Source organism: Laceyella putida, assembly GCF_042665195.1.
GTDB lineage: Bacteria > Bacillota > Bacilli > Thermoactinomycetales > Thermoactinomycetaceae > Laceyella > Laceyella putida.
On record NZ_JBHTBW010000002.1, the window covers coordinates 35,711 to 58,326 of the forward strand.

General features: G+C 48.6%; 21 protein-coding genes, 1 pseudogene and 1 other annotated feature. Of the genes and pseudogenes, 13 read left to right on the top strand and 9 right to left on the bottom strand.

What is annotated here, in order from left to right:
* Nucleotides 1-209: 209 nt before the first annotated feature.
* Complete coding sequence (locus tag ACFQNG_RS00395; RefSeq protein WP_379862814.1) at nucleotides 210-977, bottom strand: dioxygenase family protein; 768 nt, start codon at nucleotides 975-977, stop codon at nucleotides 210-212.
* Between the two features lie 101 nt (nucleotides 978-1,078).
* Nucleotides 1,079-1,597, bottom strand: coding sequence for a superoxide dismutase family protein (locus ACFQNG_RS00400; RefSeq protein WP_379862815.1), 519 nt, complete (start codon nucleotides 1,595-1,597; stop codon nucleotides 1,079-1,081).
* Nucleotides 1,598-2,165: 568 nt separating this feature from the next.
* Between ACFQNG_RS00400 and ACFQNG_RS00405 the strand changes: the two genes are divergently transcribed.
* The 3 genes and pseudogenes from ACFQNG_RS00405 to ACFQNG_RS00415 all read left to right on the top strand — a co-directional run.
* Complete coding sequence (locus tag ACFQNG_RS00405; protein ID WP_379862816.1) at nucleotides 2,166-2,657, top strand: DinB family protein; 492 nt, start codon at nucleotides 2,166-2,168, stop codon at nucleotides 2,655-2,657.
* Between the two features lie 538 nt (nucleotides 2,658-3,195).
* Nucleotides 3,196-3,798 carry a hypothetical protein gene (locus ACFQNG_RS00410; protein WP_379862817.1) on the top strand — a complete coding sequence of 201 codons (603 nt, stop codon included), beginning with the start codon at nucleotides 3,196-3,198 and terminating at the stop codon, nucleotides 3,796-3,798.
* A gap of 162 nt (nucleotides 3,799-3,960) precedes the next feature.
* Nucleotides 3,961-4,143: pseudogene (locus tag ACFQNG_RS00415) on the top strand (MFS transporter); the annotation flags it as partial.
* A 137-nt stretch (nucleotides 4,144-4,280) separates the two neighbouring features.
* Here ACFQNG_RS00415 and ACFQNG_RS00420 read toward each other — a convergent pair.
* Nucleotides 4,281-5,615, bottom strand: a complete 1,335-nt coding sequence (locus ACFQNG_RS00420) for an MDR family MFS transporter (protein ID WP_379862818.1) — start codon at nucleotides 5,613-5,615, stop codon at nucleotides 4,281-4,283.
* Nucleotides 5,616-5,953: 338 nt separating this feature from the next.
* Between ACFQNG_RS00420 and ACFQNG_RS00425 the strand changes: the two genes are divergently transcribed.
* Nucleotides 5,954-6,577, top strand: a complete 624-nt coding sequence (locus ACFQNG_RS00425) for an IMEF encapsulin system ferritin-like cargo protein (protein ID WP_379862819.1) — start codon at nucleotides 5,954-5,956, stop codon at nucleotides 6,575-6,577.
* A 13-nt stretch (nucleotides 6,578-6,590) separates the two neighbouring features.
* Nucleotides 6,591-7,448 carry a family 1 encapsulin nanocompartment shell protein gene (locus ACFQNG_RS00430; protein WP_379862820.1) on the top strand — a complete coding sequence of 286 codons (858 nt, stop codon included), beginning with the start codon at nucleotides 6,591-6,593 and terminating at the stop codon, nucleotides 7,446-7,448.
* A 55-nt stretch (nucleotides 7,449-7,503) separates the two neighbouring features.
* Here the strand turns inward: ACFQNG_RS00430 and ACFQNG_RS00435 are convergent, their stop codons facing one another.
* Nucleotides 7,504-7,968 (bottom strand): hypothetical protein, encoded by a 465-nt coding sequence (locus ACFQNG_RS00435; RefSeq protein WP_379862821.1) that lies wholly within the window; start codon nucleotides 7,966-7,968, stop codon nucleotides 7,504-7,506.
* 184 nt (nucleotides 7,969-8,152) lie between these two features.
* Between ACFQNG_RS00435 and ACFQNG_RS00440 the strand changes: the two genes are divergently transcribed.
* Entirely contained in the window at nucleotides 8,153-8,518 is a 366-nt protein-coding gene (locus ACFQNG_RS00440; protein ID WP_379862822.1) for a 2Fe-2S iron-sulfur cluster-binding protein, read from the top strand.
* 72 nt (nucleotides 8,519-8,590) lie between these two features.
* Here the strand turns inward: ACFQNG_RS00440 and ACFQNG_RS00445 are convergent, their stop codons facing one another.
* From ACFQNG_RS00445 to ACFQNG_RS00465, 5 genes are all read right to left on the bottom strand, one after another.
* Nucleotides 8,591-9,211 carry an RraA family protein gene (locus tag ACFQNG_RS00445; RefSeq protein WP_379862823.1) on the bottom strand — a complete coding sequence of 207 codons (621 nt, stop codon included), beginning with the start codon at nucleotides 9,209-9,211 and terminating at the stop codon, nucleotides 8,591-8,593.
* 430 nt (nucleotides 9,212-9,641) lie between these two features.
* On the bottom strand, nucleotides 9,642-10,265 hold the full coding sequence (locus ACFQNG_RS00450) for a LysE family translocator (RefSeq protein WP_379862824.1): 624 nt from the start codon (nucleotides 10,263-10,265) through the stop codon (nucleotides 9,642-9,644).
* A 185-nt stretch (nucleotides 10,266-10,450) separates the two neighbouring features.
* Nucleotides 10,451-11,221, bottom strand: a complete 771-nt coding sequence (locus ACFQNG_RS00455) for a serine hydrolase (RefSeq protein WP_379862825.1) — start codon at nucleotides 11,219-11,221, stop codon at nucleotides 10,451-10,453.
* Nucleotides 11,211-11,696, bottom strand: a complete 486-nt coding sequence (locus ACFQNG_RS00460; protein WP_379862826.1) for a M23 family metallopeptidase — start codon at nucleotides 11,694-11,696, stop codon at nucleotides 11,211-11,213. The genes ACFQNG_RS00455 and ACFQNG_RS00460 overlap by 11 nt, the downstream gene beginning before the upstream one ends.
* A gap of 17 nt (nucleotides 11,697-11,713) precedes the next feature.
* Nucleotides 11,714-11,860 carry a hypothetical protein gene (locus tag ACFQNG_RS00465; RefSeq protein WP_379862827.1) on the bottom strand — a complete coding sequence of 49 codons (147 nt, stop codon included), beginning with the start codon at nucleotides 11,858-11,860 and terminating at the stop codon, nucleotides 11,714-11,716.
* Between the two features lie 85 nt (nucleotides 11,861-11,945).
* On the opposite strand from ACFQNG_RS00465, the gene ACFQNG_RS00470 reads away from it, so the two are divergent.
* The 7 genes from ACFQNG_RS00470 to ACFQNG_RS00500 all read left to right on the top strand — a co-directional run bounded on the left by ACFQNG_RS00470 (nucleotide 11,946) and on the right by ACFQNG_RS00500 (nucleotide 22,145).
* On the top strand, nucleotides 11,946-13,145 hold the full coding sequence (locus ACFQNG_RS00470; RefSeq protein ID WP_379862828.1) for an MFS transporter: 1,200 nt from the start codon (nucleotides 11,946-11,948) through the stop codon (nucleotides 13,143-13,145).
* Nucleotides 13,146-13,625: 480 nt separating this feature from the next.
* The gene (locus tag ACFQNG_RS00475; RefSeq protein ID WP_379862829.1) at nucleotides 13,626-14,987 is read left to right on the top strand and encodes an aspartate aminotransferase family protein; all 1,362 of its coding nucleotides are present in this window, start codon (nucleotides 13,626-13,628) and stop codon (nucleotides 14,985-14,987) included.
* 25 nt (nucleotides 14,988-15,012) lie between these two features.
* Nucleotides 15,013-16,560, top strand: a complete 1,548-nt coding sequence (locus ACFQNG_RS00480) for a pyridoxal phosphate-dependent decarboxylase family protein (protein WP_379862835.1) — start codon at nucleotides 15,013-15,015, stop codon at nucleotides 16,558-16,560.
* Nucleotides 16,541-18,367, top strand: a complete 1,827-nt coding sequence (locus ACFQNG_RS00485) for an IucA/IucC family protein (protein WP_379862830.1) — start codon at nucleotides 16,541-16,543, stop codon at nucleotides 18,365-18,367. The genes ACFQNG_RS00480 and ACFQNG_RS00485 overlap by 20 nt, the downstream gene beginning before the upstream one ends.
* Nucleotides 18,368-18,410: 43 nt before the next feature.
* Nucleotides 18,411-18,944, top strand: a complete 534-nt coding sequence (locus tag ACFQNG_RS00490; RefSeq protein ID WP_379862836.1) for a GNAT family N-acetyltransferase — start codon at nucleotides 18,411-18,413, stop codon at nucleotides 18,942-18,944.
* Nucleotides 18,937-20,283 carry a lysine N(6)-hydroxylase/L-ornithine N(5)-oxygenase family protein gene (locus tag ACFQNG_RS00495; protein ID WP_379862831.1) on the top strand — a complete coding sequence of 449 codons (1,347 nt, stop codon included), beginning with the start codon at nucleotides 18,937-18,939 and terminating at the stop codon, nucleotides 20,281-20,283. The genes ACFQNG_RS00490 and ACFQNG_RS00495 overlap by 8 nt, the downstream gene beginning before the upstream one ends.
* A gap of 59 nt (nucleotides 20,284-20,342) precedes the next feature.
* Nucleotides 20,343-22,145, top strand: coding sequence for an IucA/IucC family protein (locus ACFQNG_RS00500; RefSeq protein WP_379862832.1), 1,803 nt, complete (start codon nucleotides 20,343-20,345; stop codon nucleotides 22,143-22,145).
* 181 nt (nucleotides 22,146-22,326) lie between these two features.
* Nucleotides 22,327-22,537 (top strand) — a binding site (T-box leader).
* Nucleotides 22,538-22,616 lie beyond the last annotated feature (79 nt).

Below are 22,616 nucleotides of genomic sequence, written 5' to 3' on the forward strand. Positions count from 1 at the left end.
GATGTCCATAGTACATGATAATATTTATCTATACATTATACAATTAGAATTCTATCGGAAGTTACGCATTTATCGTATATATTTACTATACATACAAAATAAAACCCACCTCCCCAACCGTTTTGCCGAAGAGATGGGTATACTCATTTCCTTTTCTTTATCCTTGATCACCCAACCGGAGTGCCGGCATCACTCCCGTTCATATCGGCTTAAAATTGCAAGCACAGATAACTCAATGTTCCCATATCATAACCCCGGTAAAGGACCCTGGCTGTTCTTTGCGGATCCCCACTGCCCATCGCGATGAAGAGGGGAACGAAGTGTTCCGGCCTTGGCACAGCCAGGCTGGCGTGAGGAGCCAACTCCATGTAGTTGAACAGGGAATCAACATCCCTTTTTTGGATCTTGTCAACCAGCCAATCATCGAATTGCACCGCCCATGGTTCAGGCGTGGTCTGCTCCCATTTGACGACCCGCAAATTGTGCACCGTGCCGCCGCTGCCGATCACCAAGATATCTGCTGCCCCCAGTCCCCGAAGGGATTCGCCAATCTTGAACTGGTCTTGCGGAGGCAGAAACGGATTGACTGAAATCTGAATCACCGGGATGTCCGCATCCGGAACCATGCGCCGCAAAAGAGTCCAAGAACCGTGGTCCAATCCCCGGGACCGATCTTTTCTGGTGGGAATCCCTTGTCTTTCAAACCTCTCCGCTACCATGTCTGCAATCTGTGTGGAACCCTTCGCTTGATATTGAATGGCATAAAGCTCATCCGGAAATCCGTAAAAATCATAAATCGTTTCATACACCTCATCCGTGGACGAAATGGTCAGCACGTCACTTTCCCAATGCGCCGTAAAAATGACAATCGCTTTTGGTTTCCATGTCCGGCCAAGCCTTTCAAGAAAACGAGTATATTCCGTATTTTCAATGGCAAGCATGGGCGAACCGTGCGCCAAAAATAACGCAGGAAGCATGCCTTCCCCTCCGATCGGTTGGACTAAATAGTTACTTTATGTAAGTTAGTATATTAAAATAACTTAATAACGTCAAGATAATGACCTCCCGATGTCTCTTTTCAAATGGTGCCGCAGGCAATTCGCCTGCCGGAATCTCCAGCCGGATCTGTTTTCATATCATCTGCTTTTTCGTAGATCACCAGCGCGGTGCCCCCGCTTTTAAGCAAAGAATGTTTTTGGTTTTTGGACAGGGTCACCTGTTGCGCCACTTGCGCCCCCTTTGCTTTTCCGTCCGAATCTGCCACGATATTGGCTAAGTCACCGGCATGGGTTCCCTGCGGGTTCAGCTTCCCGTGTTTTTTGTGCCCGGGATTAAAATGGCCCCCTGCCGATTTAAAGTCGGGTGCCGCACACTTCCCGGTTTCATGAATATGGAAGCCGTGTGGTCCGGGCGAAAGTTGACTCACATTGAATTGGACCTTCACACCCTCTTTTTCTTCTGTCAATACAGCAGTGCCGATTTTATCGCCTTGTGAGTTGATCATGTCTACCGAAACGGCGGCGTTGCCTGTACAACCCGTCACCAGAACCAAGCAAATCCATGCATATGTAGCCCATCTGATTTTCAAATTTCCCATCCCCTCCGCTTTTCATCCTATTTATTATTTTGGAATTGTTTTCCATGTGTCAAGGGTTAAAAGCAACTTTAGCAAAGCATTGACACCCAAAGTGAAATGGATCAGAATCCATTGTTGATTAGCCGACTAATCAAGGAGGATGCGCAGTGGATGTTAATTACTCCGATGCTTTGACCCATCTGATAGGGCATGTGCTGAAACTACATCGGTAAAACGTCGATCTGCGGATTCAGGGGTATGACGTATTTCCCGGCCAGCCCCCCTTTCTGTTAAGACTTGCGGAGCAAGACGGATAAATCCAAAAAGAATTGGACAGTGATCAAAGAGTGTCCAGGGTTTATCTCACCAATAAAGGACGCATTCGCATTTCGGCTAATCACTTCCCATTTCTCACAGGGGAATGCAACCAAACCCGGTCAAATCCCGTTTCGTCCCACGGTGCATAAGCGCGGTTGATCTCTTCGACCAATATAATGGCCACCTCTTGAATAGGGGGTTTTTCCCTTGCCCTGAGGTTGATGTAAAATTGAGTAGAAGAGCGAGATATGAGAGGATAGGAGGCGCTAGCATGAACAAAAACGTCCAAATTCGGCAGGAGATTTGGCAAGAGGTCGAACTTTTATCCGATGAGCAATTAAACCAAAAACCATCTCCGGATCATTGGAGTATCGCCCAAATCTTGGAACACTTGTATTTAACCGAACTTAGCGTGGCCCATCAGATGAAGAAAGCGGCGGAACGCACGGACACACCAATTCCCGAGGCAAAGCCCATTCAATTGACCTTGGACCGCAGCCGCCGGGTGAATGTTCCCACACCGGCCATAGAACCAAGCGACGGCTACAAAACGCTTGATTCGCTGAAAGAGAAGTTGTATCGGTCCCGTCAGGTCCTCACCTGTGTGTTGCAGGATTTGACACCGGATCAATTGAAACGGAGCTCTATGCCCCACCCTTTGTTTGGGGCCATGAGCCTGAAGCAATGGGTTGAATTTGTCGGATTGCATGAACAAAGGCATCTCGAGCAAATTAAGGAAACCAAAGAGAGGTTATTCAGTTAAGCTCCCTAAGAGGGGGTATATTCGAGACACGGCCAAAAGCGGCACGATAGATGGGGGAAAACGGAAAGATAGTGATACCAACTTATTGGAAATTGAGACTCCACACGGCTGAAGCCGTGGGATTCTTGGGTAGTTAACGCACTCAATCCATTTCTGCTTCATGCAACTCCCGAGTTCAGGGCTGTCTCATCAGCCCGTCCCATGCAGTTCTACAACTCATGTTGCATGTACCCACATGGGCGGAACGCCTATTACCGGCATTCTAGTTCCGTTTTACTCACTCTCATGATTTTACCCAGTGGGAGAGATTGGTTCGCCACTGGAACCCCATATCATGACGTACAGAGGGAACAAAACCCACTACCAGTGGGATGAGCACCGCTCATGCGTTAGATTATACTGAAAATTGTTGCTCTTAACAATCCCATAAAGGGATTACCGAGCAACGCCGACTTTCATCCCATCCTTGAAAGAGTTGGGCTTTCAGTCGGCAACTTCTGTAAAAACTCAAAATTGAAAACGTAGGGAAGCGGTAGCTATGCGGACTCGTCACATGATTTGTTTTCTTACCCTCATTGGTTTGGCCGGTTGTACATGGTTCTTGTCGAACATGTTTTTGAAAGGTGCCACCCTTGTCGATGGGAACCGGGCGTATACGGTTCACCCTTCGGTCGTCGTGCTGGAGGAGAATGTGGAGGATGCAGTGGGAGATTCCAACGCCGGCACCGTGTACCGGATCAACGGATTGTCCACCAAGGAGTGGCTGGCCATGTGCCCCGATCACAATCTCGCCTGCTTCGCCTATCAAGAAAACCATCTCCCCAAACTGGACATCAAGCGATTTGATCCCTATCAAGTAGAATTTCGCCGACCGCTCGGCAATGGGCGAATCGTGACCATTCGGGACCCAGGAAAGATCCGATTGCTGATTGACACCTTTTTGACGCGACCCGGTGTAAAAAGTGCACATCAGCGGCATAAACGGATCAAGCATAACCGATTGGTCCATTTTTACTCCAAAAAGTATCCCTCTCTCATTTACGAATGGAATTATGAAGTGGATGCAGACGGGCGCCGCTATCTGCAGGGAGACGGAAAAGTCGTGGAGTTGGGCGACGTGTTGAAACAGGAGATTCGGTAACAGCGCAAACGTTATTCCGCTTGCGTTTGTGATCGGACTGTATACGGCCCATAAAAACAAACTGCGCCGGGCAGCACAAAAATCACCCCGAAAAGGAAGACGCCGGGCAACGAATCGACCCACGACGTTTTCAAAACCGCCATGAAGGTCGGCGGTAACTTGGTCAACATTGTTCCACTGTTCATGCAAGGCGTGACGGGGGTCAGTGCGTCCTCTTCCGGCACTGTCATGACTCCGATGATCATCACCATGATTGTGGGCAGCGTGTTGGGCGGACAGTTGGTGCATATGATCGGGATGCGGGTCCAAATGGCTTTGGGCATGCTGATCATGTCTGGCGGCTTTTCTTATGTTTGAATATTGAATCGAAGTGTGTGCATGACATATAGACAGAAACCCTGCGCATCTTGAGCGCAGGGTTTGCAAAACAGTTTTCGGAAACACCACCTGTGGCATGCAGCCGTCAGGGTTCTGACTTCCGGCTATTTTTGCAGCAAATGCCAGGCGATGGCGACAACGACGCCCAAAGGAATCAATTTAAGAATGAATTTCACCAAAAAGGTCAATTTGAGATCCAAAAGGATCCGATAAACGATCTCTACAACCGCCACATTCTTTTTTGCGGAATATTTCCTATACCCCATGGCATAGCACCATAAGATTAAGAGGGAGAGGATCGCGGCAATCTTCCACAGGGTCAACCCGTCAAACCGCTCAACCAACCAGCCTCCAAAAACGGGTCCCGCACTCAAGCCAAGCTGCGCGAAATGGGCCGCGCCATAATAAGCCCCGCGGTACTTCTCATCCGCCAATTGGTCTGTCAGCTGGTTTGTGACGGGAAAAATAAGCATTTCCCCAAAAGTGAGAAGGGTAATCCCCATGACAAACATGAGTGGTTGATCATTCAGAGAAAAACAATAAAAACCCAACGTATATAGGACAGTCCCCAACGCAATGCTGCTGAGCGGATGTCTCTTTTCCGACCAAGCGGACATATAGCGCTGAACCAAGATCACAAGGCCTGCGTTAATCACAAGCAAAATGGGATACAACTTGCTTCCGTTGGGAATTTCCTTAGACAGATAAATGGGCAAATTGGATTCCATCTGGGCATACACCATAAAAAAAAGCATGCCGCCCAGTGTGTAATAACCCAAGGCCCGATCCTTGGAAATCACTCTGATGCAATTGGCCAAGTGCGTTCGCCTTTTGGGAGGAGTTTGATTCAGGCGTCCCTTATAACGTTTTAGTTTGAAGTGCAAAATCACACCATAGAAAGAAAAAATGGCCCCTGTTATGACAAAGGTGTAAATGCCGAGCCAATGGAACAGGTATGCCCCAAGCAGAGGGCCTGACACCATTCCCACGTTTAATGCGACATATCGATAACTAAATACCTGCAAACGTTTTTCTTCCGCTGTCAAGTCCGCCATGCACGCCTGGGAAATCGGATCAAAAAAAGACCGAAACAACCCGTGCAGAAAGCTTAAAATGACAAAATGCATATAATCGGTCGCAAACAGGTATAAAAAGAAAATGCTCGTCCAACCGAACATGGTTACATTTAAAATTCGGCTGCGCCCAAATAGGTCGGATAACCCTCCACCGATAATCCCCCCTATCGCACCGCCGATCCCCGACATTCCGATAATGATTCCCGTCTGCAGGGAGTGAAAGTGAAATGTGGACGTCAGGTAAAATGCCAGAAACGGCAGACTCATAAAGGCGGCGGTTCGAATGAGGGCTGTTCCAATAAGCAAAAAAACGACGAAAGGATGCAGGTGGTTGCGTAAATATCGGTCTGTGCGCGAGGGCAATGGCTTCGTTGCGCTAGTTATCGCGTATCACCTCACAGTTCCCATCTCTAATTGTAATAATGAAAAAAATAATTTCCCTATAATATTTTTTATTATTTGTGAACATATCCTATTTATTTTGCGATAAAACAAAACTTCTCCTGTTTTATTTCTCAATTTTGCAAATACTATCCATTACGAAATAAAGAAAAGTCGGAATCTAGCGACTGAATTTTAAACCCAGTGCCCGAACCTCATGGGAACAAACCCCACCTCCCCAAGCTTACACCCGAGGAGATGGGGTTTGTCAGCCTTTGGTATATAAACAAAGAATTCAGTCCATATTGGAAAGTGAAATGATGGAAAGAGAGGAAGACACTTTGGAAGAACGCTTCTTGAATTTAAAGGATATATTCAACCGAACCAACGAAGCGCTGGTTGATTTTATGAAGATCTTGGAACCGGCCATTGAGGGCGCCAAAGACGACCACGAAAAATTATACTTTCATCACATTTACGAAGAAGAAGAACACCGCTCAGACCGCTTGCAAGAATTGTTGCCCAAACTTGAATCCTTTCTTGAAAACCCCGGTATGCAACAAACGAGCAATGCGGAATTCATTCATGTATTGCAAGATATCAGCCTGGAAAAGTTCGGGCTGCACAACTTTTTGGAACACTTGGATTTGGCGTTATTCCAATTTAAAGATACGGAACACTTTAACAAGCTGCAACAGTTAAGAGAAATGACATTTGAGGATTACCAAGAGACCAAAAGAATCTTGCAAGCGTTAAATGAGCAGTTTGATGGCGCGGCTTCCAAAGGGGGGTCCATCCCAACGGATGAAAAGGAAGATGTGAGCGAAGGGTTAAAAATCGAAATGTACACGGATGATGCCGCTCTCACCAACCGCCCCATTCCCCTGCACACACCAACGCAGATCAAAAAGAGAGGCTTTACGGTAGGCAGCCTAAAAAAATAATCGGAGGTAAAAAATGGACAAACTACAACGCTTTCCGGATGCGCCTTTTAATGCTGAGCAATGGGAATCTTTAGAGCAGACGGTCATTGAAAGCGCCAAAAGGCAATTGGTCGGAAGAAGATTCATCGATATTTACGGGCCGCTTGGCGAAGGGGTCCAAACCGTTGTGAATGACATCTTCGCAAGGCCGGAAATGGGAAATCTGAGCCTGCATGGTGAAGAGACGGGCCTTTCCCAGCCAACCAGCCGAGTCAACCTTACGATCCCCATGTTGTATAAAGATTTTATTTTGTACTGGCGCGACATCCAACAAAGCAAATCGATGGACATGCCCATTGATTTTTCACCCGCCGCCAATGCCGCGCAGCAATGCGCACTGCTGGAAGACGACCTGATTTTCAACGGTTCCAATCTATTCCACCTGCCGGGGCTGATGAATGTGAAAGGGCGGTTAACCCACATTCGCAGCGATTGGATGAAGTCCGGCAACGCGTTCTCGGATGTGGTGGAAGCAAGGAACAAATTGTTAAGCATGGGGCATTCCGGTCCTTATGCGTTAGTGGTGTCCCCATCGCTATACGCCTTGTTGCACCGTGTGCACGAAGGAACCCATGTCCTTGAAATCGAACACGTTCGCGAATTGATGACAGACGGCGTGTATCAATCCCCCGTCATTACCGGCGAAGCCGGCGTCGTCATCGCCACGGGTAGGCAAAATCTCGATCTGGCGATCGCCGAAGACTTTGACACGGTTTTTCTTGACTATGAAAACATGAACTACCTCTTCCGGGTCTATGAATGCCTTGCCCTCCGGATTAAGCGCCCAAGTGCCATTTGCACATTGGAAGACCCCAACGGCAACAACCAGTAAACAAGCGGGATCATCGGATCCTGTTTTTTTTTGCATGGCAAGCAGATCGATCCTGTTAAGCGATTTGAACCAATCTGGGATATTTGCGGAGGAAGTCCAAATTCAGTTCGCTCTCGACCGATTCGATGCCGATATCATTCACGATGGCTTCGACCTCTTTGATGAATGGTTCCGTATAGTAACCCTCATTCACTTCGCACAAACGCTTGAGGTATTTCAGCTTCTCATTCACCTTTATTTTTTTGTAATAACTGTTTTGAAGCTCCTTCGTCCGTTTATGCATCGGAGAAACGATACTGCAAATTTCATTCACGTTGACAATCACTTTGAGTCCCGTGTTGGAAACGAAACCCATGGTATAAAAAGTGGTGCCGGTGAAATCAATATGGGTCACAACCGGATGCGTAAACACTTCACCCGAACGCAACCGGATGCTTTCCGCTTCAATGACGCCGCCAACTCGCCGCTCATTGGAAAGAATCATATATATGTCAGCAAATCCATTAACCTCATAATTCATGATGACCCCACCTTATCGGAATCCGTATCGTTGAAATTCATTTTCATCATCATACTAATTGAAAATGATTCTTATCGTCAAGCCGCTTTTATATCAGACGCTCCAGCAAATGTTTCCTTTAGAGTTTTTTTGAGATACCGATTAAAATGAAAAGCAGAAAAGAAAACGAAATGGGGAATGGACTTTGAGCAAGAAACCACTCACTGTCGGATCTCTGAAAGAAAACCAACCGACACAAATGAAGATGTCACCTCCACAACCCATGGAACCACCCAACCGCAAAACAACAGCTCAGCCTCTCATTAAATTGAAGCAACATGACCGCACATTCACTTTAACCCCCCATTCAGGGAGAACCATCCTGGATTGCGCACTCAGCCAAAACCAACCCATTGATTATAAGTGCGGAAAAGGGAATTGCGAGAAATGCTTGGTAAAAGTGGTGGCGGGATCAGCCTTGATCTCTCCCCCCACGGCGATCGAATGGAGCAAATTGAACAAACGGCTGGCAGAAGGATTCCGCCTGGCTTGCCAAACCAAGATCAACTAGGGTGTGTCCGGCAAATAAGAAACCCCAACGGCCATGCGGATGTTGGGGTTTTCACCATTGAACGGAGGATTTCTATTTTTTTGCGAGCATGCGATCGATATAGTTGATAACCGCTTCCCGATTTCCCAAAATGCTCCCTGCGCGCTCCTCGTCTTTCGCCATTTTTTCCAACGCTTTCTTCAACACATCCTGTTCCATGCGCTCTGGAACAACCGTCACACCATCGACATCGCCGACGATGATATCCCCGGGATAGATGGTCACCCCGCCGCAGGAGATGGGCACGCCGGTTTCGCCCCCACCCGCCTTGCCGCTGGCGGCCACCGTGGTCCCTTTGCAGAAAACGGGAAAATTCAAACTCTTGATCTCCGCCACATCTCGAATGACACCATCGACCACAATCCCTCCCAAACCCAATGTTTGGGCCATGCCCACAACGAAATCGCCCGCAATGGCGTTATATTGATGTCCTTTGGCATCAACGACCAGAATGTCTCCCGGCTTTGCTTCTTTTATCGCTTTTAAAAACATGAGATTATCATTTGCGGGCAAGTTTACAGTAAAAGCCCTTCCCGCGATTTTATATTCCTCTTTTAACGGCTTGATGGAAGGATCAAGGCCGTTCAGTCCTTGCATCGCATCGGATATGCAGGTTGTCGGGACTTCCTTGAATTGGTTGACGATGCTGCTCATGGTGTTTCCTCCTTCAGGGGGCATGTGATGCTCCCATTATAACATTTTCGGCAAAATTCCCTCCATTCCACCCACAAAACACCGGTGACGGTGGACAGGAGAAAAGTGGAGGAAGTCTTGCTGCACATTCCCGGTGTCAAAAATGTTCATGATTTGCAACACAAGGAATGCCAATCCTTACATGGAGTTTGTGGCGCAAGAAAAAAATAGCATACTCAATGCATATAAGAAGCCGGGGAATCCCCCGGCTTCACTGTTGGCTCAAAGCCAAGCCACCTTCCATCCCCTTACTCGCCCTCGACAAAGGTTGGTAACATAACAACAACACGCTAATGGAAACAGGTGTGGTGGACGGCCTCAGTTGATCGCGCAGGACCCCGGCCCAACGGGGCCTTTGCCCTTCACGACGACCGTCCCCCCTTTAATGGCATCAGACAAAAAAAGACACGAAGATTTTGAACGCAAAAAAGATTAACACGGCACCGAGAATGCGGTCAAACCAATATGAATATCGCTGATAAAGCCGCTTAAACCGATCATTGGTGATGAGACAGGAGAGCAGGGTAAACCACAGGGCAACCGCGATCACGATCTCCAGCCCGTACACCCAACCCACCCAAGTCTGGGTGCCGGATGAAAGGAATTGCGAAAAAACACTGAGGAAAAAAAGGGTCGCTTTGGGGTTGAGGGCATTGCACAAAAAACCTTCGATGAATCCTTTGACCGCTGTTTTTTCCGGTTGGGCTGCGGTGTTTTTATTCATGTGCAAATCAAGTTCGCTGACGGAAGCTTTGACGGCATGATATCCCAACCAGAACAGATATAAGGCCCCCAAACCTTGAACCAACCGAAAGAGTGCCGGATGTTGGTGCAAAAGGAAGGCGAATCCCAACACGGTATAGGTAATGTGAATCATCAGGGCGGAGCCGATCCCGATGGCGGTGGCCACGCCGATATGGCGACCGAACCTAAGGCTGTTGCACAACACGACGAAAAAGTCCGGGCCAGGCGACATTCCCGCAAGCAGACCAACCAGGAAGACCTCGATATACATGCAATCACCTTCCTCATCGATCACTACCTTCCCTTTATGCGCCAAGCAGAGACAAGCGGATGCGCGGGGAGAAAGGCACATAAAGTCAATTCACCACACCGTGGGCTGATTTTAACATATTCCTGGCCAGCTTAGCTCCCTCCAACAACAATTTTTTCGCCTCACCCAGCGTTGTGATGTTTGAGCTATTTCAAACGGCGGATGACCTGCTTTTTAAACAGATCCATTTCGGGCTGGAATAAGCCAATCAGTTTCCCTCCCTCTTTTAATTGCTGGTGAATAAAGATGGCCAGCTCTTTATATTCTTCATGGGACATGTTCGTGATTCTGGTTGTTAATTGCCGCTTTGAAAGATCTTCTTTCATGCGGAGATAGGTGGGAATCAAGATAGCTGATGAATAAGGGTAGATCTCTTGATGTTTGGAAAAAGGCAATTCCGCAAGCGTATGATTGATCCGGTCTAACCCTAACCGTTCCATCAAGAATTCTGTATTGGCATTGGAACTGAATAAAATCATCCCCCGCGCCACTTCTTGCAGCTCGACTCGTTGCCCGGATATTTTATTGGATCTCTCCATTTGCGCCAACCATTCGGGATGGCTTTCCCCATCAGTATGCGGAATATAATACTTTTCCAACTCATCCAAGGAAACCCATTCAGTTGGGTCGATGCGTTGCGCTTCCACCTGCAAAGCGTATTCAATCGCCACAATCACCTTAACCACACTTGCCAAAGGCATGGGTTGTTCCGGTTGGTATTCGATGATGGTTTGATTGTTTTCCCTTATCACCAATGAAGCCTTCTCAGGATTTTCCGCCAAGAACCGCAACTGTTTTTTGGCTGTCCCGAACTTTGACCCCCCATGCGAAAACAAGAAAAAGAAAAAACATACCGCCAATAGCCAAGCCAATCCATAACAACATGTGCATGTTACCACTCCTTCTTCAGTGAACAACGAGTTCATTCCTTACGAGAAAATCACCGTCAAACATAAGGGGAAGGGACTTTTTTCTTGTTTTATCGACCGCATGGATATGCAAATGGGGCTCACTTGACATCCCCGAGTTCCCGACAAGCCCAATCAAGTCGCCAACTTGAACGGTGTCACCGGTTTTCACGCGGATACTGCCTGGCTTCAAATGGGCTAAAATGATATACGCTTCATTTTCAATCACAACAAAATTGCCTGGTGGAAATTGGCGATTTTGCCTGGATGGCGGTTGGTCCTTCACATGATTGACGACTTTATACACTTTCCCCCTTGCGGGACTATAAACCGCCTGGCCATAAATCGCGTAACCGGATAACCCATCGCTGCCGATTTTTTTGGATGAGCCGATTTCATTCAGCCTGACAATATCCAAGGCGTACCTTTCCTCAGGCGTGTCATAGTGGTGATTCATCAAGCGGTGACCGCCGTCTTGCCCCACATAAAACACCCCTCCTTTTAATGGGAATTGCAGCGGGACGGCGAGTTGGCCGGGATAATTGACACCAACAGAAAAAACGCGCCAAAAACCCCTTCTTCAACTGAAACCAATTGAAGAAGGGAAGAACGCAATGCCACCATGTCCCGCAAAACGGTTCTTTCCACTTCTTTTCCTTCACCGTTTGACCTACTTGACAAAAAAATATATGATAATGATAATCGTTATCACACAATGAAAGGTGGGTTGAAATTGAAACATGCTACCCCGCTGTTTCTAACCTTGTTTAGCGCCTATTTCAGCTTATCGATGGTGAATCCGCTATTGGGGCCGATCTTCCGCGCATTGCATTTATCAGAGATAGAAGCAAGCCTGGTTTTTTCCATCGCCGCCCTGTCTCTGTTTGTTTCCAGCATATTTTGGGGGAACAGAGTTCAAAAATGGGGGAAAAAGAAAATCCTGATAGCGGGAACATTCCACTTTTCCCTCAGTTATCTTTTTTTCGGGCTGTCCATCCAACTGGGCTTGTCACATCTGCTCTCTTTTACCCTGTTATTTTTGTGTCTGCTTCTGATTCGTTTATATGGAGGCGTTGTCTTTGCGGCGATGCTTACCTCTTCTCAAGCCCTTATGGCTGACATCACCTCAAAACAGGATCGTTCTTCGGGAATGGCGCTGATTGGGGCGGCCAATGGGCTGGGCCTCATCATCGGACCAGCTGTCGGCGGGTTATTGGTCGGTGTCCACTTTACCGTCCCCATCTATTTGGCCGCTTTGTTTCCCGTCGTCATGACTTTGGTGTTACTAAAAGCATTGCCCAATGAGTCCGGTTCGGTCCGATCCGAAGAAAAATGGACCCTGACCCCTTTCGACAAGGGCATTTTCCCCTATCTGCTGATCAGCTTTTGCATTAATCTCATCTTCGTCATCCTCCACGTCACACTCGGATATTATTTGCAGGATCGCCTGAACATGAACGCAGCCGAGGCGGCACAATGGGCCAGTTTCGCGCTTGTGGCACCGGGAATCACCATGTTTGTCAGCCAGATTGTCATCGTGCGCAAATTCAAGCTGACGCATGCGTTTATGCTGTATTTGGGATTCCCTTTATTCCTGGTGGGATTCTTAGGCTTTTTGTTCAGCCCGTCTTACCCTTGGATCATCGCGTCATTTTCGATCATCGGGTTGGGTGCGGGTCTCATCATTCCTGGTTACCTCACCGCCGCATCTTTGGCTGTTGGAGACAGGCTGCAAGGTGCCGTTGCCGGGTTGACAAGCGCATCCAACGGGATTGGGGCCATGTTGGCACCGATCATTGGTTCGGCCCTATACAATGTTTTTCCTGAATTCCCGTATTATCTTGCTCTTTTTCTCATCTCCGGGTTAACGATCATGGTTTATTTTTTGCGACCGAATGTCCATTCGTCTTCAACCACCCTGTCAAACCAGTAACATCGATTACATAAGTGATGATCCACTGCAAACAAACCGCTCCAACCGGAGTTGAAGCGGGGGCCATCACTTTGCGTATAACAGATGGAAATAAGAGTCCGTCATTTAATCAAACGCTTTTTTCGCCAATTCAACATTGCCGATTTACCCAAAATGGGGCGATATGCGAGGTTTGCATCCATTCGTGGAGAAGGTGCAAATCTTTGGCGTAGGACATCGAACACGCCGATATCGTTTGGCCTGTACCCTGATCAACGCTCTGAAACAGGTGCGCTTGCCCTTCGCCAACCTTTTTCATACTTCTTTCACCTTTCCTCCATTGTCTATAGTCCAGGAATATATTAATTGATAACGATTATCATTAGCAAATAATTTTTTAAGAAAAAACTATTTACTTTAATTTGGTTGAATGGTATATTAATAACCGAAATCACGATTGATAATGATTATCATTATCATTATCTGATAGGAGTGAGATAAATGAGTCATGCCCCAGTGATTCAAAACGCGCATTACCTCGCCAATCAAGAACATCGCGAGTCCAATGCCCGCTCTTACCCACGGCGCATTCCCATTGCCATTAAGGAAGCGAGCGGGATCACGGTGAAAGACGTGGAGGGAAAGGTGTATATTGACTGCTTGTCAGGCGCCGGCACCCTCGCGTTGGGACATAATCATCCTGTCGTCATCGAAGCCATTCAACAAGTGCTTAACAGCCATCTTCCTTTGCACACGCTCGATATCACGACACCGGTTAAAGATGAATTTGTCGAAGAATTGTTTTCCAGTCTGCCTGAGGAATTCGCCTCCCGGGCCAAAATCCAGTTTTGCGGGCCTGCGGGAGCCGATGCCGTTGAAGCCGCCCTCAAGCTGGTTAAAACAGCGACAGGGCGACGCAGCATTCTCTCGTTTCATGGGGCTTATCATGGGATGACGCATGGTGCGCTCAGTTTGACCGGGAATGTGGGGCCAAAACAATCGGTGGCCAGTTTGATGCCCGATGTCCATTTTCTCCCTTATCCCTACAGCTATCGTTGCCCGTTTAACCAAGGTGGCGAGCTGGGAGAACAGATCGGCCACCAATACGTGCAGCATGTGCTGGATGATCCGGAAAGCGGCATTGTCTCCCCCGCCGGCCTGATTATGGAAATCGTGCAAGGGGAAGGTGGGGTTATTCCCGCGCCCGACAATTGGGTAAGGCAGATTCGTTCCATCACGCGTGAACGGGGCATTCCCCTCATTGTGGATGAGGTGCAAACCGGATTGGGTCGCACCGGAAAGCTGTTTGCGTTTGAGCATGCGGATATCATTCCGGATGTGGTGATTTTATCCAAAGCGATTGGCGGATCACTGCCGCTGGCCGTCGTCGTGTACGACAAATCTTTGGATCAATGGGCGCCCGGAGCCCATGCCGGCACATTCCGGGGCAACCAAATGGCCATGGCCGCCGGGATCGCCACGATTCGGTTCATCCGTGAAAACAAACTCGAGACGAATGCCGCCCAAATGGGGAACAGACTGATATCACATCTTAAAGAGATTCAGAAAAACAGCTCAAGCATTGGAGAAGTGCGCGGCCGGGGATTGATGGTTGGTGTGGAAATCGTCAACACCCAGCTGAAGTCAAACGCGATCGGAAGTTATCCCGCCTACCCCGAACTGGCGCGGCAAATTCAACAAGAGTGTTTCACCAGAGGATTAATCCTGGAACTGGGCGGCAGATATGGAAGTGTGGTTCGCTTTTTGCCACCGCTCTTAATCACGGAAGAGCAAGTGGATCACATCTGCGGGATTTTCGATGAAGCGGTTCGGGCCGCTGAAAAGAAATGGTTACATACATGATGAACAGGAGGTTTTCGTGACGAGCATGCGGAAAAAGCCGAAGACGCTAGCAGAACACCTTTTTCTAAATAACTCATATGAATCCCGGGCTGAATATCATCGGGCGATGTCACATGCGCAACAGATCATTTATGAACAGTTCGCCAATCGGCCGCAGCCTTTTAGCGGAATTCAGGTTCAAGAGCTGACATCCCAACTGGATCAGTTTGAGGTGTGTCCAGAAGAAGGCAGTGATCTCGCTGACATTATCACGCGAGCGGGACAAACCATCCTCAAACACTCGATCGCCGTTCACCATCCAACCTGTTCCGCCCACTTGCACTGCCCTCCGCTGATTCCTGCGTTGGCGGCCGAAGCCATGATCAGCGCCAGCAACCAATCGATGGATTCGTGGGATCAAAGCCCTGCCGCGACACTGTTGGAAGAGAAGTTGATCCGCTGGCTCTGCCACTTATACGGATACACTGAAGAGGCGGATGGCGTCTTCACTAGCGGGGGAACCCAATCCAACTTTATGGGCCTGCTGTTGGCCAGAGATCACTATATCAAGGAGCGGTTGGGTTGGCATGTCCAGAAGCGCGGACTGCCGCCAGAGTCCAGCAAATTGCGTATTTTGTGCGCAAAAACCGCCCACTTTACGGTGAAACAATCGGCCGCTTTGCTGGGGTTGGGCGAACGTGCGGTCGTCTGTGTCGATACAGATGAACATATGCGCATGTGTTTAAACGATTTGGATCAACGGCTGAACGAACTTCATGCGCAGGGATTGCTTCCCTTTGCTTTGGTGGCTACGGCCGGATCGACTGACTTTGGCGCGATTGATCCCATTTCGGAATGCGCTTCTCGGGCCAAGCACTTCGGTATGTGGCTGCATGTGGATGCCGCTTACGGCGGAGCTGTGATCTTGAGTGACCAACACAAACATCTGCTCTCTGGCATTGAAACGGCCGACTCGATCACCGTCGATTTCCATAAGCTCTTTTATCAACCCATCAGTTGCGGGGCATTTCTCACCAAAAAGGCGATCCATTTTAACCTGATGAAATGGAATGCCGACTATCTGAACCCGGAAGAAGACGAACGGCAAGGAATCCCCAACCTGGTGGCCAAATCGGTTCAGACCACCCGCCGTTTTGATGCGCTCAAGTTATGGATTTCCATGCAAACGATCGGCCGCGCGCAATTCGCCGAGCTGATCAACCACACGATCGAGTTGGCCCAAAAAACGGCCCAACTCATCTCGGAAGATCCGCAATTGGAGCTGATCAATAAAGAACCAAGCCTGAATGCCATCGTTTTTCGCTATGCGGCGCAAACCGCGGCCAATGAACCGGCGGCATTAAACAAGCAAAATCAACTCAACCAATCCATTCGCCAAGCACTATTGCAAAGTGGCCAAGTGGTGTTGGCGCAAACAAAAGTGGGCGGCATGCACTGTTTAAAGCTAACCATGCTCAATCCGCGCATGACCATGGAAGATGTGAAATTCATCTTACATCAAGTAAAACAAACCGGCGAGTTACTGGAATTGCAGAAAGGGGAGAAAGAAGGGCATGCCCAAAAACACAGCTGAACAGGCAAGCATGCAAAGCTTTTTAAACTGCTATCTCAGAGAAGTGGGAAACTATGAACTGGTAGGGGGAAACGGGTCAGACAGCCATCATCCATGCGACCGGCTCTTCTCCGTTTGCCAAACCGACAAATGGGTGGTTTGCCCGCTTCCCCACCATGGAATCAACATCATCGCACCTGTAAAGTATTGGTCTTTGACGGGCCGCCATCTTTTCCATTTTCCTTGGCATTACATTACGCCAACGGAAGAACGGCAACAGTTGGATTACGTTACGTTCGTCACCTTGATCACAAAGGAATTGTCGATTTCCCGGAACACCGCCGGCTATCCAGATGAATTGGTCTTTCGAACCATTCAAAGCTGTCAACACATCGCCTCTTATATTTCCGCGCGCCACGCGGACTTGAAGGAACTATACGGCCCGCATTTCCGTTTTATCGATGCGGAACAATCATTGGTCTTTGGGCATCTGATGCATCCGACTCCCAAAAGCCGCCAAGGTCTTTCCGACCTGGATCAGCGCCTTTATTCCCCTGAGCTGAAAGGGACGTTCGCTTTGCATTACTTTCGCGCGCACCGATCCATCGTGAAAGAAGATTCCACCTTGTCCCAATCAGCTACTCAGCTGATTAAAGAAGAACTGCTGCAAGACCCGGAACTGGACGAGTCCTTCAAAAAGGCTTTCTTGCAAGCGGACGAATACTCGATTCTGCCTGTCCATCCGTTGCAGGCTCAACATTTGCTCCAAAAACAAGAAATCCAACAGTTCATCGCACAAGGATTATTGGTTGACCTCGGCGTAAAGGGAAGGGCTTATCATCCCACTTCGTCGATCCGCACGTTGTATCATCCCCAAGCCCGCTTTATGCTTAAATGCTCGCTCAACATCAAGATTACGAACTCCGTGCGCCTGAATAAACTGAAAGAGCTTGAGCGCGGCGTGGAAGTGTCAAGAATCCTGGGCACCCAGATCGGAAAAGAAATGGAAAGGAAATTCCCAAGATTCAGCATCATTCAAGACCCCGCCTATATCACGGTCAACATTCCCGGATTCGAGGAGTCGGGTTTCGAATTGGTTCTGCGTGAGAACCCGTTTGTTGAGGGGCAAGACAAAGATGTCACGCTTTTGGCGGGACTGGGACAAGATCCCGTCACGGGTAAAAAATCAAGGTTGGCCCATATCATCACCGAGCTGGCACACAAAGAACAGCGCAGCACACAAGAAGTCAGCTGCGAATGGTTCCGCCGATACCTATCCATCTCGTTTCAACCGATGATGTGGCTGTATCTGCGCTATGGAATCGCCTTGGAGGCCCACCAGCAAAACAGCTTGGTTCAATTGCATGAAGGATATCCGCATCGTTTCTATTACCGGGACAATCAGGGCTATTACTACTGTGAGTCCACTTTCCCCGAACTGGAGCGGATTCTCCCCGGCATCAGCGAGCAAAGTCAGACCATGTGCGCAGATGCCGTCGCCGATGAAAGACTCCGTTACTATCTCTTTATCAATCATTTGTTTGGTCTCATCAATGCGTTTGGAACTTCGGGCCTTGCCGACGAAAGGGAACTTCTCTTGGAGTTGCGGAATGCGCTAAGTGAATGGCAACCATCCAATCGTAAGCCGTCCAGCTTGATTGCCAGCCTGTTGGAAAATGAACAGTTGCCTTGCAAGGCCAACTTGTTAACCCGTCTGCACGATATGGACGAACTCGTGGGACCGATGGAAAGCCAATCTGTGTATGTACCCATTCCCAATCCATTGTTAAAAGGGGTGAACATGGCCAATGAAACGTCCACATCCTGATTCTCATCCACACCTGGCTGAGATTAGCTTGTTTGATCAGACGATTGGAAAAACCATCTCTTTCCGTCGAGTAACCTTGGAACACGACTTGGACATGCTCTTTCAATGGATGCATGAACCCCATGTCATCCCCTTTTGGAATCTGGCGATTCCCTTTGAGAAATATGAGAAGCACTTGCGCAAATTCTTGGCGGATCCGCACCAAACCCTTCACATCGGCTCACTCGACGGGGTACCGATGAGCTATTGGGAAACCTATTGGGCCAAAGATGATGTTGTCGGCAAAACCTATGATGTTCATCCGGAAGACCAAGGGATTCATCTGTTGTTTGGCCCACCCTCCTATTTGGGAAAAGGATATGCCTTGCCGTTATTAAAAACCATGGTATTCCGCTTATTCCAACATGAAAAGACCGAAAAAGTCGTGGCCGAGCCCGATATCCGCAATGAAAAGATGATTCACATTTTCAAGAAATGCGGGTTTGCGTTTCAAAAAGAGATTGATCTTCCCGACAAGCGGGCCGCACTCATGTACTGTTACCGCGAACCATTTTTAAGGAGTTGGAACCATGCCTAGTCAAACAACCACGCAAACAGATCCCTCTTTATTAGATCTCGTCGGTGTCGGGATTGGGCCTTTTAATTTGGGACTGGCGGCCATGCTGACAAAAGTGCCGGGAATCAAAGCGTTGTTTTTCGAGCAAAAGCCTCAATTCGACTGGCATCCCGGATTATTGCTTGAAGGAACCACACTGCAAGTCCCATTTTTCGCTGATCTGGTCACGATGGCAGATCCGACCAGCCCTTACACCTTTCTGAATTACCTGAAGAAACACAACCGCTTATACCATTTTTACTTTTTGGAACGGTTCCATATCCCGCGCCGGGAGTACAATCATTACTGCCAATGGGTCGCCGGGCAACTGGCTCATTGTCGCTTCGGACAACGGGTAACGCATGTCGAATGGGTCAAAGAGGACAAACAAGACTACTTCCGCATCGAAGTGACGGAAGTGAATAGTGACACCACCGTGGAATACCGGGCCAAGCACCTGGTTTTGGGTGTGGGAAGCACGCCTCATCTGCATCCCAACTTCAAGGACCTTCCTTCCGACGATGTTTTTCACTCCGCCAAGTTTTTGCACCGTCGGGATCGGTGTCGAAAAGCGGATTCGATCACGGTGATCGGATCGGGTCAGAGCGCAGCTGAAGTCTTCTATTCCCTATTGCAAGAACAGAACGAAGTGGGTTATAGGCTGGATTGGTTCACGCGGTCAAGCGGCTTTTTCCCCATGGAATATTCCAAGCTGGGATTGGAGCATTTCTCGCCTGATTATACAGAGTACTTCCACTCCCTTCCACAGGAGAAACGGGACAGCCGCATCCAGAAGCAAGATTTGCTTTATAAAGGAATCAGCGCCAGGACCATAGCCGACATCTATGATCTTCTCTATGAGCGCACCACATGCGGCCAGCAGATTCCCGTGCGCTTGCTCTCCCAAACGGAGGTGCAACAGTTGGAGCGACGGGATCAGGAAGGAAAGCAGACATACCGTTTAACCTGCCTGCACAAAGAACAAGAAAAAAGATTCGCGCATGAAAGCGAAGTGGTGATTTTCGCGACGGGTTACCAACATAACATACCCGGATGCATCTCGGGTCTGAAATCGTTGATCCGTTGGGATGCGGAGAACAGATACTTCGTCAAGCGAGATTATCGGCTCGCCTTAAATGAACAGACGGATTGCGCCATCTATGTGCAAAACGGGGAACTCCACACCCACGGCATCGGCGCGCCCGACCTGGGCCTGGGAGCGTACCGCAACTCGGTTATCATCAATGCGCTCTCCAATCAAAACATCTATCCTGTGTCAAACCGAAATGTATTCCAACAGTTTGGCGTTTCTCCCACTTAACCGGGCAAGCACGGCCTGCCTGCGGTTCGATCATTTGAAAAGCAAAGGAGTGTCCATTCATGCATGAAGCCCAAAAAATCACCTCCGCACTCAACCCCAAATCATGGGAAACCGTATCCCGCAACCTGTTGACCAAGATGATTTCCGAGTTTATGTATGAAGACATCATCGCACCGGAATATGTCAAAAGCGAAGGGGACACCGTTACTTATCGCCTGATCCTGAACAACGGGGTGGAGTACACATTCCAAGCCAAAAAGCGCTTATTTGACAGCTACCGTGTCTTGGCTGAAACCATTCAGCGCCATGAATCGGGTTCATCCACCCAAGCGACGAATCCAAACCGGTTTCTTCTCGACCTGCAAAACACCATCGGCATGTCTTCCACAACCGCCGCTCATCTCATTCGCGAATATAACCATACCCTGATTGCGGATGCCCACATCTTGGAGAAAAAACAAACCCAGCGTCTTGATCTCACGCAACTGGACTACGCCGAATTGGAAGGCGAAATGGAAGGACATCCCTGGATCACCTACAACAAAGGGCGGATCGGGTTTGGCTATGATGATTACTTGGCCTACGCCCCCGAACAAAAGAAACCCGTGCGGCTCTCGTGGATCGCGGTCCATAAAGACAAGGCCGAGTTTCACGCGGTGGCGGGCCTTGAGCATGACGAACTCATCCGCAAAGAGTTGGGCGAACAGGCCAAGCTGTTCAAAAGACGTTTGGCGGAATTGGGAGCGGATGCCCACCACTATTTCTTTATGCCCATCCATGAATGGCAATGGAACAACTACATCATTCCTTTCTTTGCCGAAGATTTGGCAAACAGAGAGATCGTTTATCTGGGAACCGGCGAAGATGAATATCTCCCCCAGCAATCGATCCGAACCTTTGTGAACACCAGCCAAAAGAACCGCCATCATGTCAAATTGCCGATGAGCATCCTAAACACGCTCGTCTATCGTGGACTGCCCGGCGAAAGAACCGTTCTCGCACCCAAAATCACAGAATACATCAAAGGCATCTGGCGGAAAGACCCCTTTTTAAATGAAGAATGCCGCCTGATCCTTCCCGGGGAAATCGCTAGCTTAAACTACGATCATCGCTATTACGCCAACCTGGAAGGAGTGCCTTATCAATATCAGGAATTGTTGGGTTGCATCTGGCGCGAAAGCATCTACTCTTACTTGGACGAAGGGGAACAACCCATTACCCTCGCCTCCCTCTTGCATGTGGACGGACAGGGAAAACCGTTTGTTTCCGCCCTTGTGGAGCGGTCCGGTTTACCTTTGGAGGAATGGCTTGATCGTTTATTCGCGGTGATCCTTCCTCCGCTTCTTCATTATTTATATCGTTATGGCGTCGTGTTTTCACCTCATGGCCAAAATACGATCTTGGTATTGAAAAATTTTGTTCCGCATCGCCTGGCGATCAAGGATTTTGTGGACGATGTGAATGTGAGCCGCCATCCGATCCCGGAGCTGTCCAATTTGCCGGAGGACCTGAGAAAGGTGTTGCGCAGCGAAGAGCCCGAAGGATTGTGCCAGTTTATTTTCACCGGGTTGTTCATTTGTCATATGCGCTATTTGTCCGACCTGCTGGAGATTCATCATCACTATCCGGAAGCCGCGTTCTGGCAAAAGGTTCGCACCACGATTCTTGGCTATCAGAACCGGTTCCCGGAATGGAAGGAACGGTATGAACTGTTTGATTTGTTGAGGCCCAAGTTCACCAAACTTTGCCTCAATCGCAACCGCATGCTGGACTATGGCTATGCTGATGATGATGACAGACCGCACGCTTCCGAACATGGTTATGTCAACAACGCATTGGCCAACGAGCTTTCCCGCCCCTGATTTATCATAAACAAGCGGAATACCACCATCCTCATCGCCCCCTCTGGAGTGAAGATGCCCCAATGCCGGGGCATCCGCTTCAGGAGGGGTTATTTTGTATGCGACCTTTTAAAATATTCACACAAACACCCCTTTACTTTCCTGTTCTCGTCTGCTAAAATGCTTATAAAAATTTGATAAGAGATGATCGATGATTGAGAAAGTAAAAAAGGGACTTGTTTTTCAGCGAGCTAGGGTTGCTGTGAGCCTAGCAAACATCCCTTTTTGAAGCGCACTTATGAGATGTTGCGTTGAAAAACAGTAGGCGTAACCGGGAATCACTCCCGTTATCAGTTGAAAGTGGCATTTTCTGATGCAACTGGAGTGGCACCACGGGAAAACTCGTCTCCTATACAGGAGACGAGTTTGAGGCTGCTGACAAACTGCCTTGAAAGGCAGGGTCAGCAGCCTTTTTTGTCGAATCAATAAAAA

Bases quoted from the DNA above. Each gene is read 5' to 3' on its own strand.
- ACFQNG_RS00395 (WP_379862814.1), bottom strand. From the start codon at position 977: ATGCTTCCTGCGTTATTTTTGGCGCACGGTTCGCCCATGCTTGCCATT.
- ACFQNG_RS00400 (WP_379862815.1), bottom strand. From the start codon at position 1,597: ATGGGAAATTTGAAAATCAGATGGGCTACATATGCATGGATTTGCTTG.
- ACFQNG_RS00405 (WP_379862816.1), top strand. From the start codon at position 2,166: ATGAACAAAAACGTCCAAATTCGGCAGGAGATTTGGCAAGAGGTCGAA.
- ACFQNG_RS00410 (WP_379862817.1), top strand. From the start codon at position 3,196: ATGCGGACTCGTCACATGATTTGTTTTCTTACCCTCATTGGTTTGGCC.
- ACFQNG_RS00425 (WP_379862819.1), top strand. From the start codon at position 5,954: ATGGAAAGAGAGGAAGACACTTTGGAAGAACGCTTCTTGAATTTAAAG.
- ACFQNG_RS00430 (WP_379862820.1), top strand. From the start codon at position 6,591: ATGGACAAACTACAACGCTTTCCGGATGCGCCTTTTAATGCTGAGCAA.
- ACFQNG_RS00435 (WP_379862821.1), bottom strand. From the start codon at position 7,968: ATGAATTATGAGGTTAATGGATTTGCTGACATATATATGATTCTTTCC.
- ACFQNG_RS00445 (WP_379862823.1), bottom strand. From the start codon at position 9,211: ATGAGCAGCATCGTCAACCAATTCAAGGAAGTCCCGACAACCTGCATA.
- ACFQNG_RS00450 (WP_379862824.1), bottom strand. From the start codon at position 10,265: ATGTATATCGAGGTCTTCCTGGTTGGTCTGCTTGCGGGAATGTCGCCT.
- ACFQNG_RS00475 (WP_379862829.1), top strand. From the start codon at position 13,626: ATGAGTCATGCCCCAGTGATTCAAAACGCGCATTACCTCGCCAATCAA.
- ACFQNG_RS00480 (WP_379862835.1), top strand. From the start codon at position 15,013: ATGCGGAAAAAGCCGAAGACGCTAGCAGAACACCTTTTTCTAAATAAC.
- ACFQNG_RS00485 (WP_379862830.1), top strand. From the start codon at position 16,541: ATGCCCAAAAACACAGCTGAACAGGCAAGCATGCAAAGCTTTTTAAAC.
- ACFQNG_RS00495 (WP_379862831.1), top strand. From the start codon at position 18,937: ATGCCTAGTCAAACAACCACGCAAACAGATCCCTCTTTATTAGATCTC.
- ACFQNG_RS00500 (WP_379862832.1), top strand. From the start codon at position 20,343: ATGCATGAAGCCCAAAAAATCACCTCCGCACTCAACCCCAAATCATGG.